16 protein-coding genes and 1 pseudogene are annotated in these 14,413 nt (G+C 51.8%); 12 read left to right on the forward strand and 5 right to left on the reverse strand.

The window, feature by feature from the left end; all coding sequences use genetic code 11:
* Positions 1 to 8 precede the first annotated feature (8 nt).
* From AC27KL_RS09940 to AC27KL_RS09975, 8 genes are all read left to right on the forward strand, one after another.
* Positions 9 to 1,070 (forward strand): SIS domain-containing protein, encoded by a 1,062-nt coding sequence (locus AC27KL_RS09940; RefSeq protein ID WP_339321864.1) that lies wholly within the window; start codon positions 9 to 11, stop codon positions 1,068 to 1,070.
* Between the two features lie 16 nt (positions 1,071 to 1,086).
* A complete protein-coding gene (locus tag AC27KL_RS09945; RefSeq protein WP_445164700.1) occupies positions 1,087 to 1,884 on the forward strand; it encodes a DeoR/GlpR family DNA-binding transcription regulator in 798 nt (265 codons plus the stop codon).
* Between the two features lie 46 nt (positions 1,885 to 1,930).
* Positions 1,931 to 2,911 (forward strand): ROK family protein, encoded by a 981-nt coding sequence (locus AC27KL_RS09950; RefSeq protein WP_487169556.1) that lies wholly within the window; start codon positions 1,931 to 1,933, stop codon positions 2,909 to 2,911.
* A gap of 75 nt (positions 2,912 to 2,986) precedes the next feature.
* The gene (gene fba / locus AC27KL_RS09955; RefSeq protein ID WP_036711843.1) at positions 2,987 to 3,853 is read left to right on the forward strand and encodes a class II fructose-1,6-bisphosphate aldolase; all 867 of its coding nucleotides are present in this window, start codon (positions 2,987 to 2,989) and stop codon (positions 3,851 to 3,853) included.
* Positions 3,854 to 3,987: 134 nt separating this feature from the next.
* Entirely contained in the window at positions 3,988 to 5,085 is a 1,098-nt protein-coding gene (locus AC27KL_RS09960) for a DUF4349 domain-containing protein (RefSeq protein WP_487169557.1), read from the forward strand.
* A 113-nt stretch (positions 5,086 to 5,198) separates the two neighbouring features.
* Positions 5,199 to 5,972: a delta-lactam-biosynthetic de-N-acetylase gene (gene pdaA / locus AC27KL_RS09965; RefSeq protein ID WP_487169558.1), complete on the forward strand. Its 774-nt coding sequence runs from the start codon at positions 5,199 to 5,201 to the stop codon at positions 5,970 to 5,972.
* A 245-nt stretch (positions 5,973 to 6,217) separates the two neighbouring features.
* Positions 6,218 to 6,784 carry an undecaprenyl-diphosphatase gene (locus tag AC27KL_RS09970; protein ID WP_487169559.1) on the forward strand — a complete coding sequence of 189 codons (567 nt, stop codon included), beginning with the start codon at positions 6,218 to 6,220 and terminating at the stop codon, positions 6,782 to 6,784.
* Positions 6,785 to 6,960: 176 nt separating this feature from the next.
* Positions 6,961 to 8,109: a phosphodiester glycosidase family protein gene (locus tag AC27KL_RS09975; protein WP_339321859.1), complete on the forward strand. Its 1,149-nt coding sequence runs from the start codon at positions 6,961 to 6,963 to the stop codon at positions 8,107 to 8,109.
* A gap of 146 nt (positions 8,110 to 8,255) precedes the next feature.
* Here the strand turns inward: AC27KL_RS09975 and AC27KL_RS09980 are convergent, their stop codons facing one another.
* Genes AC27KL_RS09980 through AC27KL_RS09990 form a run of 3 tightly spaced genes read right to left on the reverse strand, consistent with a single transcriptional unit; the run spans position 8,256 to position 10,344 of the window.
* Positions 8,256 to 9,107, reverse strand: coding sequence for a DegV family protein (locus tag AC27KL_RS09980; protein WP_487169560.1), 852 nt, complete (start codon positions 9,105 to 9,107; stop codon positions 8,256 to 8,258).
* Positions 9,108 to 9,118: 11 nt separating this feature from the next.
* On the reverse strand, positions 9,119 to 9,970 hold the full coding sequence (locus AC27KL_RS09985) for a DegV family protein (protein ID WP_339321857.1): 852 nt from the start codon (positions 9,968 to 9,970) through the stop codon (positions 9,119 to 9,121).
* Positions 9,971 to 9,975: 5 nt separating this feature from the next.
* Positions 9,976 to 10,344: a hypothetical protein gene (locus tag AC27KL_RS09990; RefSeq protein ID WP_339321856.1), complete on the reverse strand. Its 369-nt coding sequence runs from the start codon at positions 10,342 to 10,344 to the stop codon at positions 9,976 to 9,978.
* A 173-nt stretch (positions 10,345 to 10,517) separates the two neighbouring features.
* On the opposite strand from AC27KL_RS09990, the gene AC27KL_RS09995 reads away from it, so the two are divergent.
* Positions 10,518 to 10,898, forward strand: coding sequence for a DUF423 domain-containing protein (locus AC27KL_RS09995; protein WP_487169561.1), 381 nt, complete (start codon positions 10,518 to 10,520; stop codon positions 10,896 to 10,898).
* A gap of 55 nt (positions 10,899 to 10,953) precedes the next feature.
* Here the strand turns inward: AC27KL_RS09995 and AC27KL_RS10000 are convergent, their stop codons facing one another.
* Positions 10,954 to 11,490 (reverse strand): YolD-like family protein, encoded by a 537-nt coding sequence (locus AC27KL_RS10000; RefSeq protein WP_339321854.1) that lies wholly within the window; start codon positions 11,488 to 11,490, stop codon positions 10,954 to 10,956.
* Positions 11,491 to 11,689: 199 nt separating this feature from the next.
* Between AC27KL_RS10000 and AC27KL_RS10005 the strand changes: the two are divergent.
* A pseudogene (locus AC27KL_RS10005) lies at positions 11,690 to 11,818 on the forward strand (YunC family protein); the annotation flags it as partial.
* Between the two features lie 357 nt (positions 11,819 to 12,175).
* On the opposite strand, the gene AC27KL_RS10010 reads toward AC27KL_RS10005, so the two are convergent.
* A complete protein-coding gene (locus AC27KL_RS10010) occupies positions 12,176 to 12,391 on the reverse strand; it encodes a helix-turn-helix domain-containing protein (RefSeq protein ID WP_487169562.1) in 216 nt (71 codons plus the stop codon).
* Between the two features lie 784 nt (positions 12,392 to 13,175).
* Between AC27KL_RS10010 and AC27KL_RS10015 the strand changes: the two genes are divergently transcribed.
* Both AC27KL_RS10015 and AC27KL_RS10020 read left to right on the forward strand, forming a co-directional pair.
* Positions 13,176 to 13,709, forward strand: a complete 534-nt coding sequence (locus AC27KL_RS10015; RefSeq protein ID WP_487169563.1) for a hypothetical protein — start codon at positions 13,176 to 13,178, stop codon at positions 13,707 to 13,709.
* Between the two features lie 210 nt (positions 13,710 to 13,919).
* Positions 13,920 to 14,342 carry a hypothetical protein gene (locus AC27KL_RS10020; RefSeq protein WP_487169564.1) on the forward strand — a complete coding sequence of 141 codons (423 nt, stop codon included), beginning with the start codon at positions 13,920 to 13,922 and terminating at the stop codon, positions 14,340 to 14,342.
* Positions 14,343 to 14,413: the final 71 nt, after the last annotated feature.

Below are 14,413 nucleotides of genomic sequence, written 5' to 3' on the forward strand. Positions count from 1 at the left end.
TGTTCGTATTGGCAGAACAGTTTGGCGTACTGACGTATCCGGAAATCGGAGGGCAAAGCGAGGCGCTTGCCGCCGCCTGGGAGCAGCTTGAACGGCAGCAGGATTGGGTGGACAACTATTTTAAAAGCGACAAATTCGACGAGGTCGTTTTTATCGGATCGGGAACCTCTTATTATCTTGCGTTAACCGCGGCCAGCACCTTCCGCAAATGGACGGGCAAAAGCGCCAGCGCCCATCCGTCATCGGAAATTTACCTGTTCCGGGAGCAGGCCGTCGCCGCGAAAAAGGAAGTGCTGCTTGTCGGCATCTCCCGTTCGGGCGAATCCTCCGAAGTGATTTTGGCGCTGGATTCGGTCAAAGGGCTGGCTGGCTGGACGACCTGCGGCATAACCTGCCACGAAGAGAGCACGATGGCGAAAAACGTGCCGTGCCTGTTGTCCCCGCTCGGCAACGAAAAAAGCACCGTCATGACCAAATCGTTCAGCAGCATGACCTTTATGCTCCAGGCGGCGATGGCGAAGGCGGCGGGCAGCGAAGCCCATCTCTCCGAGTTGAAGGAAGTGATGGCGCTCAGCAAGCAAACGGTGGAGAAAGGCGATGCGGCAGCCAAAGCGCTGATCGACGGCCATCCGGAGCTGAACAAGTTCATCTATCTCGGCATGGGCGCATACAACGGCCTGGCCCACGAAGCCTGCCTGAAATTGAAGGAAATGTCCTGCGTATGGACGGAAAGTTTTGGTACAATGGAATTCCGGCATGGTCCGAAATCGGTGGTGGAGCCTGGCACGATGGTATGCCTGTTCCTGTCCGAAACGGCCAGAGCCTATGAAATCAAAGTTGCGCAGGAAATGAAGGAATACGGCGCGCACGTCGTTCTCGTGACGGCCGAAGCCGGCGAAGATACTGCTTTTGCGGACCTGGTCTTTGCCACGGGCGGCCGTCAGCTCAGCGATGAGGCGAGAGCGGCGCTGAATATGCCGCTGGTTCAATATATCGGTTACTACACCGCGCTGCGGGAGGGAAGAAACCCGGACAGCCCGCGGAATTTGACCCAAGTGGTTAAAATCTGACATATAAAGGAGCGAAATGGTTTTGCGAGAACGGAATGGATCGAAAGAAGAACGTCAGGAGCATATTTTAGAATTCATCCTGGAGAACGGTTCGATATCCCTTCAGGAAGTCGTCCAGCAATTCGACTGCTCGGAGGCGACGGCCAGACGGGACCTGGAGGCGTTGGAAAAGGCCGGAAAGGTCATCCGGACGATGGGTGGGGGAGCGAAACCCGCGGGACTGATTGCCGGGAGGGAGATTCCATTCCACGAAAAGCAAAACAAGCTCTATCGGGAAAAAGAACGCATTGCCCAGCTCGCCGCATCCCTGGTCGAAGAGGGGGACGTCATCGGCTTGACGGGAGGCACGACGACGTATCTGATCGCCCGGGCTTTAAAAAGCCGCAGGAACATTACCGTGGTCACCAATGCCGTCAACATTGCGATGGAGCTGGCCGCGATCGAGGAAATTCAAGTGGTGCTCACCGGCGGTATGCTGCGCAGCAAAAACTTCGAGCTGTGCGGGCCGCTGGCCGAGCGGACGCTTGAAGCGCTGAATATCCATATCATGTTCATGGGCATCGACGGATTTTCCGTGGATCAGGGCGTCAGCACCTATTCCGAGCTGGAGGCGAACACCGCCAAAATCATGATGAAACGGACCGAGCGGACGATCGCGGTGTTCGACCATACCAAATCGGGACGCAACTCGTTGTTCCAGGTGGCGCCGTTATCCGCCCTTCACGGGATCATCACGGACGAAGAACCCGGAGAGGACACGCGGGCGCGCCTGGAGGCGGAGCAGGTTCAGGTTTACGTGGCGCAAGCCCGGTAACATCATTATTTCAAAAACTATCGAATAATGCAGGGCGGGTGTGAAGATGGAAATTTATGCAGGCGTGGATGTGGGCGGAACCAACATCGTATGCGGCTTGGTAACGCCCTCCGGCGAGGTCGTGCATCGAATCAAACGGGCCACGGAGGTTTCCAAAGGCCCGGACGCCATTTTGGAAAAAATCGCATCCATGATCGAAGAAGCGGCCGTCGGTTTCGCCGGCCAAACGGGGGCTGCCGTCTCGGTCGCCGCGGCCGGGATCGGCTTGCCGGGATTCGTCGATCCGGAAGAAGGGATCGCCCGGTTCGCGGGCAACCTCGGCTGGCGCAACCTGCCCGCGGCCCAGCGGCTGCAGGCGCGGTTGAACCTGCCGGTGTACATTGACAACGACGTTCGTACTTATGTATACGGCGAAGCGATGCATGGAGCGGGCAAAGGCTTCAAGGATGTGTTGGGGCTGACGGTAGGCACCGGCATCGCTGCGGCTATGGTCAATGACGGCAAGCTCTACTACGGCTACCGGAACATGGCCGGCGAGCTTGGACACATCGTGATGGACGGACTTTCCGATCCGTGTCCTTGCGGGTTGCATGGCTGCCTTGAAACTTATGCATCGGCTTCGGGGATGGTGCGCCAGGCGAAAAAGCGGATGCAAGACGGGGAGGCGTCCATCCTGCAGGAATGGTATCCGGGGGAGCGGCTTGCGGAACTGTCCGCCGCGGACCTTTCACGCGCCTACGATGAGGGCGATCCGCTCGCCCGCAGCGTGATGGAAAAGGCGGGAACGCTGCTCGGCCGCGCGTTGTCCTGTGCGGTCCCGCTGTATAGTCCCGAGCTGATCATCGTCGGCGGCGGGGGCGCGCTTGCGGGCGAACGCCTGCTTGAGCCGCTGCGGAAGGAGCTGTACAGCCGGATATTGCCGGATTACAGGGAGGGCCTTCAGGTGGCCCCGGCCTTAAACAACGACGATGCAGGCGTCACCGGAAGCGCCATGTACGCGAAACAAAGACATGCCGCAACCGTTTGATATCCGGAAAACAAGCATCGGTTCTAACCAGCCATCATGCATCGAAATTCATACAAACGAAGGGGAAATATGAACATGGCACTTGTTTCTTCAACTTCCTTACTGCAAACCGCCAGACAAAACAAATACGCGATCGGCGCTTTTAACGTCCATACGCTCGAAATGCTCCAGGCCGTCGTCGAAGCGGCCGAAGAGGCCCAGTCACCGCTAATTCTGCAATCGACCGTGGGCACGGTCAAACATCTGGGAGCGGACTACATCGCCGCAGCCGCGACCGTCGCCGCCAACCGCGCCAGCGTGCCGATCGCGCTCCATCTCGACCACTGCTCCGATTTTGCCGTCATCATGAGCTGCATCCGTGCCGGCTATACGTCGGTCATGATCGATGCTTCCCATTCGCCGTTCGAAGACAATGTGGCGATTACGCAAAAAGTGGTGGAAGCGGCCAATGCGGTCGGCATCAACGTTGAAGCCGAGCTCGGCAAAGTGGGCGGTGTCGAAGACGACATCGTCGTGGACGAACGGGACGCGCTGCTGGCCGATCCGGCCGAATGCGCCGAGTTCGTGGAGCGTACGGGCGTTCATACGCTCGCCCCGGCTATCGGGACGGCGCACGGCATTTACAAAGGCGACCCGAACATCGACTTCGACCGCATCAAACGCATCGCCGACGTCGTCAGCGTGCCTCTCGTTTTGCACGGCGGCTCCGGCATTCCGGAGGAGCAGGTCAAACGGGCCGTGTCCCTCGGCATGGCGAAGATGAACGTGGCGACCGAACTTCGCATCGTGTTTTCGGATGCCATCAAAGCGGTATTTGCCGCCAATCCGGAAGAAAACGACCCGCGCAAATACATGATTCCGGCCAAACAGGCGCTGAAACAAGCGGCCATCGAAAAAATGCAGCTTTGCGGCTGCGCCGGACGCGCCGGCGACTTCCGTTAATCGGAGGCCGGAACGATTCCATAGCTCTTCGGGAAAAATCCCGGGGGCTTTTTTTGTGCCGGCCTGCAACCTTCCAGATCATGGGACCGTTAGTAGATAAAATGGAATTCATCCATCTTCGAGGGGGATTAGGTATGAGATATCGGGGGTCATGGATCGCTGCATTGCTGTTGATCGCGTTGTTGGTCAGCGCCTGTTCGTCAGGGGCTCAAGACAAAAGCGCGGAAGATGCAGCGTCGGTCAACAGCCAAGCTTCCTCGGCGGACATGGCGGAGGCGCCAAGCGAAGGGAAGGCGACGACGGAATCCACAAGTGAAGCGGAGGCTGCGGTCAACAACAGCACCGAAGAACCGGCTTCCGCGGATGCCCGGCTGCCGAATGCGCCTTCGCCGTCCCAGGTTGCGGGCGCAGGCTTTAACTCGCAGGATCTGTCGAGCGGCCTGAACAAAAAGCTGATGTACAAAGCGAACATCGTGATGGAGATTCAGGATTATGGAAAGGCGCAGTCGGAAGTCCGGAACGCGGTGACGCTTTCCGGCGGTTATATCGTCAATTTCAGCGAAACCCAGTCCGCCAGCGAAAAAGGCGGCACGTTTATCGTCAAAGTTCCTGCAAACGGTTTCTCCTCCTTTTTAGGCCGGCTGGAGAACATCGCGCACGAAAACCTGCAGCGCAGCATCGAAGGGCAGGACGTGACGGAGGAATACGTCGATCTGGAATCCAGGCTCAAGGCCAAGCGAATCATGGAGGAGCAATACGTTGCTTTCATGAAAAAAGCGACCAAAACGACCGACCTTGTCGCTTTTGCCAACGAGCTGGAGCGCATCCAGGCGGAAATCGAGCAAATGAAAGGCCGCATGCGTTACATTGACCAAAACGTGGCTTATTCCACGGTCGAAATCAGGCTTTACGAGACGCCCCCAAAAAAGGAGGACCCGAAAGCGTCCGCCGTTCAAGCCCCGCTTGGGCAGCGCGTTTCCGAAGCTTTTCAGGGCAGCGTCGACGTGATCGCGATGATCGCCCAATGGATCATCGTTATCCTGTCCGGATCGCTTCCCGTCCTGGTCATCGCGGCGATCGTCCTGCTCATCCTTTGGCTGGCGCGAAAATCGGGGCGGCGGAAACGGGAAGAGGCGGCCCGAAAGCGCAAGCTGATCAATAACGGAGAGGCTGCCGCTCCGGAACACCACGAAGGCCCGGAGGGCGGGGAAGAAGGCAGGAAAGACGAGTAACAGGAAAAGCAAGCCGCAATTCGCCAAAAAATGCACATAACTTGGCCTTCATTGTGGCATATTACCTCTAGTTTGCAAATTGAGTCCATTTTTGGATGAGAGGTGATATCCACGTGAAGCGTTTTGTGATCGCATTGGCTGCGGTTTTGCTGCTGTGCTGCGGCTACCAGCAAACCGCGTCGGCGGACGGTCCTTACCATTTCGGCTTCAAAAAAAGCAAAAACGGCCAGCTTCCTTCGATTAACGAAGAAGGCTTCAAGGAAGTATTGCAGAAAAACGAAGCGATATTTTTGGGCGACACTTCCCGCAAGGAGCTGTACCTGACGTTCGACAACGGCTACGAAAACGGGTTTACGCCTAAAATTTTGGATGTGCTGAAGGAAAAAAAGGTCCCGGCCATTTTCTTTCTGACAGGCCATTACGTCGAGGATAAACCCGAGCTGGTGAAACGGATGGCGGCGGAAGGGCATTTGATCGGCAACCATTCCTGGTCCCATCCCGACCTGACGCAAATCTCGGACGCCAAGCTCAAAGAAGAACTGAAGAGGGTAAAGGATGCCGTAGCGGCCACGACCGGGCAGCAGGCCATGAACTTCCTCCGCCCGCCGCGGGGCATTTTTAACGATCGCGCGTTGGCGGTAAGCCGCCAGGAAGGTTACGTCAGCGTATTTTGGTCGGTGGCCTATAAGGATTGGGACGTGAACGACCAGCGCGGCGCAGACCATGCCTACAGGCAGGTGATGGCCCAGCTGCATCCGGGGGCGGTCATTTTGCTGCATTCCATCTCCCGGGACAACACGGAGGCTTTGGGAAGAATCATCGACGGGGCGCGGCAGCAAGGCTACGAGTTCAAAAGCCTGGATGAGCTTAAAGTGAAAACCTACTGATTCAACGCCAGAAAGATTAAAAGGCATTCCCGAAAGGGGGTGCTTTTTTGTGCATGGAGCCTGATTGAAACCATTGTCCGGCCGGAAGGAATGGCGTATTTCAGGCTGGCTTAAGCCGCTTGGATTCAGGGCAGGATTTGTATTAAACGGGAGGGATCCATTATACTGGACAACGTGCAAAAAACTTTGGTAGGCACAAAATGTTTCACCGTATGAGCTGCCGCAAAAGGAAGGAGAGGATTTTTTTGCTGCAATCATGGGACTACTCGCTGTTCAGCTGGATCAACAATGCGGCTGGCAGTTTCCCGGCCTTGGACGCAATCATGCGCTTTTTATCCAAAGATGCGGAATATCTGTTTTATTTGGCCGTGATCGTGTATTGCTTTACCCGGAGGGGAACGGACCGGAGGATGGTCGTACAGGCGCTTGTTTCCGCCTTCGTCGCTTTCGGGATCGGATCTGTTCTCGGCCATTTGTTTTACCGGGATCGTCCGTTCGTCACCCATCACGTGCATCAAATGATCGACCATGCGGCCAATGCGTCGTTCCCGAGCAATCATTCGATCGGTTCTTTTGTCATCGCGTTTTCGATTTTCCTCTGCCGCAAAAAGGACGGGGCCTTCTGGCTGCTTTTCGCCGCCTTGATCGGCTTTTCCCGGATCTGGAACGGCGTCCATTACCCGACGGACGTCATCAGCGGCGCCATCATTGCCATCGTAGTGTCGGCCGTCGTTTACAAGCTGTTCGATAAGCTGGTTTGGAGCAGACGTTTCGGCTCATGGCGGACGTTCCCCGGCAACTATTCACGGTAAGGGCAGCGACGGAGCAAATGAGGCAAGGAGCCGCATTATAAAGATCGCATTTTCACGCCAATCCTGAAAAAGGGTTGGTTTTTTCTTGCAGATTTTTCTTGGCGGAAGATGTAACTTTTTAGTGAAAGGATACGTCTTATTTTCAAAGCTTGCAGAAAAATGGAGGATCACAGACGATGGACCAAGCTTCATTGCCCAAAAGATCTACCGTGAGACAACAATCCTATAAACATAAAAAGCGCAAAAAACGCAAAAAAGGGTTCGGGTGGTTCCTTTCCCGTTTCGTATGGACCGTGCTGATTGCGGGAGCGCTTGGAGCCGGGTGGTTTTTCTTGACGCCGAGCGGCAACGAATACCGGTTCCTGATGGCGGACACGCTGATCACGACGCAGCACCGGCATTGGGCCAAATATATCATCGGGCAGGCCGAGCTGGACCGGAGGGTCGCGGAATACAACCAACGCTTCGAATCGATGGGCGAGGAAAAAGATACGCACCAGATCCATCTGCCGGCTCCGGAGCCGACTGCCTCGGAAAGCCCGGAGGCGGCCGTGCAGAAAAAGCCGCTAGTCGAAATCGAGGAGATTTCCGGCAAAGGCTACCACGGCTACGTCATGACCGTCAACGATCCGACGAAAATACGCCTCGGCGTGCCGCATGCCCGGGGGAAAGGCGAAAAAGTGTCGAGCATGGTGAAACGAACCGGCGCTATTGCCGGCGTAAACGCTGGAGGTTTCGCCGATCCGAATTGGAAAGGAAACGGATTTAAGCCGATCGGGATCGTCATTTCCCAGGGCAAGCTTTATTACAACGGCCTCGGGAACAGCAAATCGACCCAGGTCGTGGGCATCGACAAAAACGGCAAGATGGTTGCCGGCCATTATTCCTTGAAAGAGCTGAACGATATGGGGATCAAGGAGGCGGTAACCTTTCAGCCGCGGATCATCGTCAACGGCAAAGGGCTGATCCGGAATGCGAAAGAGGGTTGGGGCATTGCGCCGCGGACGGCGATGGGACAGCGGGCCGACGGTGCCATCCTGTTCGTCGTCATCGACGGCCGCCAGCCGACCTACAGCATCGGCGCGAATTTGTACGACGTGCAGCAAATCATGCTGAAGCGCGGAGCCGTGATCGCCGCCAACCTGGACGGCGGTTCATCGACGGTGCTCGTGAAGGACAACGAAATCGTGAACCGGCCATCATCCGAATACGGAGAGCGGTATTTGCCGACCGCTTTCCTCGTGTTCGAGCATCCGGAAGAAGCGAACATCCCGAACATTTGGGCCGGTTTGAATCCGAAGGACATCGATCCTGGGAAAAAGTAAGCCGTTGCTGCATGCGGCCCCAGCCTGGTTTTGTTGAGCGGCAAAATAAAGGACAGCCTGAGGGCTGTCCTTTTATCGTATGCGTATAGGTCCGTGCGATGCCGACGTGGATTCTGGCGTGAATATAGGAAAGGAAGATGATGGCATTAAGCTTTTTTAGCGTACATGATGCCGATCGTTTTCGGGCCGCAGTGGCTGGAGATGACGCAGCCCGCCGTGGAAAGCGCCACTTGGCGGGCGTTCGTGTTTTCCTGGAGCACCTTTTGCAGCCGGAGCGCTTCGTCTTCGGCAAAGGAATGGACGACCACGATCAGGTCGTTATCCATGAGGCCGCTTTTTTCCAAGGCGTTTTGCAGCATTTGATTCGTCGCTTTTTCCTTTTTGCCCCTTACCTTGTAGGCGGGGGTCATTTTTCCGTCAACCACCTTGATGACAGGGCGGATGTTCAGCAGGCTTCCCAGCAAATTTTGCACGCCGGAGCAGCGGCCGCCTTTATACAAATATTCGAGCGTGTCGATGACAAACTCGGATTCCACCTGGGGCCGTACGGCTTCGAGCAGCTTTACGATCTCGTCGAGGCTTTTTCCCTCCCGGGCGGCAAACACCGCTTTCATGACCAGGAGGCCGATCGCGCTGGAAAGGTTCAATGAGTCCACGACGCGGATCGAAGCTTCCGGAAATTCGCCCGCCGCGATCAAAGCGTTCTGATAGGTCGCCGATAATGCGGAGGACAAGCTGATGTACAAAATCGATTCCCCTTGTTTGACATGCGGCTCGAATGCAGCCATGAAATCCGCAGGAGAAGGGGCGGCCGTCTTCGGCAGGCTTCCGCCTCGGGACACCCGCTCATACAGCTCGGCCGGCGTAATGTCCACCCCGTCCCGGAGCTGCTCGTTTCCAAAAACGACATAGAGCGGAATGATTCCGATGTCGTATTGCTGGACCCACGCTTTCGGCAGGTCGCTCGTGCTGTCGGTAAATATTTTGATGTTAGACATGAACATCTCCCTTAGTTTTTCTTTACGTATAAAATCCCGATCGTTTTGGCCCCGCAGTGGGAGGAAATGACGCAGCCCGCATCGGAGATGGCGACTTCGCGGGCGCCGGTTCGTTCCTCAAGCATCCGTTTGAGCTCCCGGGCGTCTTCCTCCGCCATCGAGTGGGTAACGAAAATGAGATCTTGATCCATCTGGTCCCGGTTGGCCAGGGCGTTAGTCAGCAGCTGCTCCAGCGCTTTTTCCCGTTTGCCGCGGACTTTGTAGGCCGGGGTCATTTTTCCGTCGATGACCTTGATGACCGGACGGATTTTCAGCAGGCTGCCGACGAGATTTTGCATGCCGGAGCATCTTCCGCCCTTATACAAATAATCCAGCGAATCGATTACGAATTCGGTTTCGACAAGCGGTCTGACGCTTTGCACCAATTCGGCGATGTCCCGCGCGCCTTTTCCCGCTTCGGCCGCTTTGACCGCCTTCATCACCTGAAGCCCGATCCCCGTGGACAGGTTTAATGAGTCAACCACCGTCACCCTTCCGTCGGGAAATTCGCCCGCGGCGATCACCGCGTTTTGATACGTGGAGGACAGTTCCGACGAAAGGCTGATGTACACGATGTCCCGGCCTTCCTCGATGTCCGGCGTAAACGCCTGGATGAAGTCCGACGGCGACGGAGCGGCCGTTTTCGGCAAGCTGCCGGTCTTGTCCACTTCCGCGTAAAGCTCGGCTACGCTAATGTCCACGCCGTCCCTGTAGGTCTTGTCCCCGAACGTGACATAAAGCGGAATCAGGCCGATCCCGTAGTCCCGGATCCACTCCCGGGGCAGGTCGCAAGTGCTGTCGGCAAAAATTTTAACTTTCGTCATTTCGGTCACCTTCCTGCTCTTAACATAAGTACGACAAACATCAGGCCAAAACTGAAAATGATAATGGCGTTCAGGGAGAGCCCCAATACGGCAAAGATTTTTTTGCGGTTCCTGAGAATCGTCCCGACGATGCCCAAAATCACGCCGATGACATTCGCGGCGAACAGGCCGATCAGGATCATGGTGATGACCGTGACGCCCGTGGTCGAGCTCTGGGTCCAGGAACTGTCGGTCTCGAGGCCTTGGGCGAAAACGGCCCCCATCGCGCCAACGCTAATGATATAGGCCAGCATGGACACGAGGCTGATGATAAACGAGGCGATTCCGGGACCGGAGTGCCGTTTATGCCGGAGCGGCTGCTGGTGTGGTTCCATGTTCTTTCTCTCCTTAAGTGAATAGATATGTATGCTTCTTACTCTTCCATATTATCAAGCAAAAATCAAGACGGGCGAAGGCTTTCGGCCCGGGGAAGCGGTGGAAAAGGCATACCGGATCGGGTAATATGATGACAGACTGCAAAACCTAAGCGAAGGAGTGGAGACGACACATGCAGCGCAAGTTTATGATCATCGGCGCGATCATGGCCATGCTCTCCGTGGCGATCGGCGCTTTCGGTGCCCATATGCTGGAACCGATCGTTGGCGAAGATGCGATGAAAGTTTATGAAACCGGGGTTCAATACCATATGGCGCATGCGCTTGGCATCATTTTGATCGCGATAGCGGCCGGCATCTGGGGGGATTCGCGAAAATTGGCCTGGGCCGGCTGGCTTTTGTTTGCGGGCATCATTCTTTTTTCCGGCAGCTTGTACGTGCTGACCGTTACCGGGATCAAGCTGCTTGGAGCGATTACGCCGATCGGCGGCGTGGCGTTCATCGCCGGATGGATATGCCTGATCGCCGATGCGGCGTCGCGAAAGAAACGATAAGACTAAGAAAGCCCTTGCGCTTCCTGTTCACAGGAGGACAAGGGCTTTGCTCGTATTAGACGACCTCAATGATTTCGCTAAGCTTAAACGAATAGACCTGCTTTTCGTCAACGTGGTAGACGTTAAGCAGCTGATTGGTTTCGTCGAAATTCAATATGCGGCACGGCATACTGTTCCGTGTGCCGCCGCGGCTGATCGTCAGCCGGGTCAGCCGGTTGTCGCGGATGCATTCCGTGATCCATTCATACAGCTGGGAGCCGTAATCCGCGGAAATCGTTTTTTTCTCAGCGGGGGAGCTGGGGCTGGTCGCCGGTTGTCCAGTCTTTGCTTTTTGAGTGCGGTTGTTGTCAGGCACAGGCAAATCTGCGGAAGCGCCTGACTTGTGAACAAGGGATTTCCGTTTGTCCCGAAGCATCGAATCGATCAGCTGGCCAAGCTCCATTCCGGATTTGATCCGGAAGTCCGCGATGCTTTCGCATTTGTTAAACATTTCGATCATCGCCTGCAATGCAAGCGCATTCGAGCGGCCTTTGACCAGGATATCGACATTAAACAAATACCCTGACTCTTCAACATTTTGTTTATTCTCCATAATTCCCCCAGCCTATACCATGTGAAAAATATGTATGAAACTGAATAAATCATATCATGAACACGTAAACGTGAATAGTCCTAATGTCGGATGCGTGCGTAACTTTATTCCTAGCCGGCGGGAAGGTCGCCTACACAGGAAGCGCCTTGCGGGAATACACATAATTTGAGCATTTATCCTATTAGGGAGGTGTGAGCCTATGGTGACGATGGAGCCTATTACGGTCGGTGGTCACACCCTTGTCGGAGTGGAAGTCAAGCTCCCCAAAACGACCCTGCTGACGATCAGCACCTCGCGGGGTTACATCATGTGCGGGGCAACTAGTGTATAGGAAATTTCTCGTTGAAAAATATCTATTGTTTATTCGGCATAATCCCTTACAGGACAAGCTTTCATTAGTTTTCAAAAGAATTTGAAAGGATTTAAAATGCATCAAAAATAAACGATAAAAAACAATAGTTGTGACCAAATTTGTGACTTTTAAGAATGGAGTAAGTTTGTGATTAATGTTTTCTTATGTGGAAAACATGACCAGAGGATTTAGTTCTTAAGTAACAAAATATTTTAATGAAATAAAAGGCGTCCATGTAGGACACCCCTCAGGACTTCAATTCTGGATTGTAAGACGTTTTAGGAATCGGGGAAGGAAATACACTCGTTCAAGGTTTAAACGCAGTACTTGGCACTAATCCACACTTTCAAATTGCATCAATACTGCAATATCCTCTATGTCTAATGCATCGGCTATTTTTTCTAGCATAATCAGATTAACTTCTTTTCGATCATCACTACACAATTTAGATATTCTTGCTTGCGGAACACCTGACATCTCCTCAAGTTGTTTTTGTGTAATTCCTCTGCTTTTTAAAGCTTCCTTTAACTTAATTCTAATTTTAAGCAATAAAATTCCTCCAATCAATTGACAGGATATGACCATAAGCGTATATTGCATTAAAGAATTATATATCTGTGAGTACGAAAGCACAATAAATGATACATAAAAAAGGAGATATCGATATGCAAACAATACTGAACAAGAAATCATGGATAACGGTCTATCTGACATTGAAGTATTCCCATACTGGCTTGAATGGGTGGGAGTTGAGGAGGAATGTAATCTTCATTTTATAAAGAGTGTTGTCAAAACCCATGATGATTTAGAGAGGTGGCTAGAGTTTTTTGACGGAGATATTGAGTCAGTTAGTCTAACTTATACAACAGTGAACTATGTTGAATCAAAAATGTTAACACCTACTGCTCAACATGGGCGGTTGGTTATAGCATAAGGGGAGATAGCGGTAAGTACAGAACAGGAAAGCTGATAAAAGGGAAACTGTACCTAAAAGCCAATAGAGGCAACTGGATCACTATAAAAATGCTTATTAAAATAATGGGAGAATGAAGTAAGCCATCACTATGATAGTGATGGTTTTTTATTGTCTTGTATTGGGATATGTTGGATAATAGAACCTAGAACGAAGGTTGGGTAGGCGTGAAGTCATACACACAAAAGAGGAGCGTATCTTTTATGACTTTAGATCAAGATGGGATATTTAATTTTTGATCAAAAGGCAATGGGAATAGGGTTCGTTTTTTTAACTCATAAGGGCAGAGAGTATTTTGATCTGTAGTAAACCAAAAGAAAATAAAACGATGATTTCATAAAATATAAGGAGTGAGAAGAAATGGTTTACAATTCAGCCCATGTATTTAATAATTTTCACCAAATTAATAAAAGCATTGAACTATCTAGGCAACAGAGACTAACTCCTTCGATTTTAATAATGATATATAGCAGTATTGAGATTGCTTCCTCTCTATGTGTTGATGGAGATAGAGATGTAAGAAGGGAGGATTATATTAATTGGGTAAACACGTATCTAATACCTGAGACTAACAATTCTAATTTAAACGGAGAATCCTTGTACGGTGCTCGTTGCTCAATTCTACATTCCCTTACAAGTGAATCCAGTATGTCAAGAAGAGGTAGGGCTATTCCAATCTCATACATTTGGGGAATAGAAACAATAAATGAGCTTGAAGGAATGAAGGAGAAGGCTCAGAAGGGGGAAATAATCGTACTAGAAATTGGGTGCTTTATTGATTCATATAACAGATCAATCCAGAATTTCAGAAACGAATGTTCTATCAATTCCACTCTCGATGAAGTTGTAGCTAAGCGTGGAATAAATATGTTTTTTGGACATCAAATAAAATAGTACATTCCTTAGGAGATGAAAAGAATGAATACAAATAAAGAAGATATTCAAAAGTTTGTTATCTGCGCTCATTGAGGGATTGAACGATCTTGAACAAGTACTTGCTAGGAGCGAAGAACTGGTGATAGAAAACAAGAAAAATGAAAGATACAAGGAATTGAAAAGGCTACTAGATACAATAAAGTAAAACAAAACAAGGAGAGGTTTTACATGGCAAGATTTTTGGAGATTGAAGAGCTAATTGGAGAAACTAAAGTCACAAGTTTAATTGGTGTTGGATCTATTAATTATGTATTTAACTATGAGGGAAAGGCAGTAGTTAAAACGTCTAAAAAATTCACAGTAATTACGAATAATTATAAAGATATATGTGATCTGTTGCATCCTTTTCAATTTAACCGAACCGAATTGAATGGAACCTCAATACATGCCCCTGGACTGGATACTAAGGACAAGGGTATTGAAGCTATAATTAATTTAAACAGAGTAGCTTCGTTATATGGAAGTTTCCAAGGGGAGATTGACTTTGAAGATGGAACAACCGTAGAATCATATTTTTCGCCCTATGGTTCCATTGAAAGTTTGAAGTTGGAACAAGGCAGCTATATATTACGTAACAAAGGTGAAGAGTAATAGAAGGAACAATTCTATGGGGTGTTAATTCTATTACAAAACTCCCCATAGAATTTCAAACAAAGTAATAT

This window comes from Paenibacillus sp. YAE3 (assembly GCF_057546105.1).

Coding starts and splice junctions, on each gene's coding strand:
- AC27KL_RS09945 (WP_445164700.1), top strand. CDS start 1,087: ATGGTTTTGCGAGAACGGAATGGATCGAAAGAAGAACGTCAGGAGCAT.
- AC27KL_RS09950 (WP_487169556.1), top strand. CDS start 1,931: ATGGAAATTTATGCAGGCGTGGATGTGGGCGGAACCAACATCGTATGC.
- fba (WP_036711843.1), top strand. CDS start 2,987: ATGGCACTTGTTTCTTCAACTTCCTTACTGCAAACCGCCAGACAAAAC.
- AC27KL_RS09960 (WP_487169557.1), top strand. CDS start 3,988: ATGAGATATCGGGGGTCATGGATCGCTGCATTGCTGTTGATCGCGTTG.
- AC27KL_RS09975 (WP_339321859.1), top strand. CDS start 6,961: ATGGACCAAGCTTCATTGCCCAAAAGATCTACCGTGAGACAACAATCC.
- AC27KL_RS09980 (WP_487169560.1), bottom strand. CDS start 9,107: ATGTCTAACATCAAAATATTTACCGACAGCACGAGCGACCTGCCGAAA.
- AC27KL_RS09985 (WP_339321857.1), bottom strand. CDS start 9,970: ATGACGAAAGTTAAAATTTTTGCCGACAGCACTTGCGACCTGCCCCGG.
- AC27KL_RS09990 (WP_339321856.1), bottom strand. CDS start 10,344: ATGGAACCACACCAGCAGCCGCTCCGGCATAAACGGCACTCCGGTCCC.
- AC27KL_RS09995 (WP_487169561.1), top strand. CDS start 10,518: ATGCAGCGCAAGTTTATGATCATCGGCGCGATCATGGCCATGCTCTCC.
- AC27KL_RS10000 (WP_339321854.1), bottom strand. CDS start 11,490: ATGGAGAATAAACAAAATGTTGAAGAGTCAGGGTATTTGTTTAATGTC.
- AC27KL_RS10015 (WP_487169563.1), top strand. CDS start 13,176: ATGGTTTACAATTCAGCCCATGTATTTAATAATTTTCACCAAATTAAT.
- AC27KL_RS10020 (WP_487169564.1), top strand. CDS start 13,920: ATGGCAAGATTTTTGGAGATTGAAGAGCTAATTGGAGAAACTAAAGTC.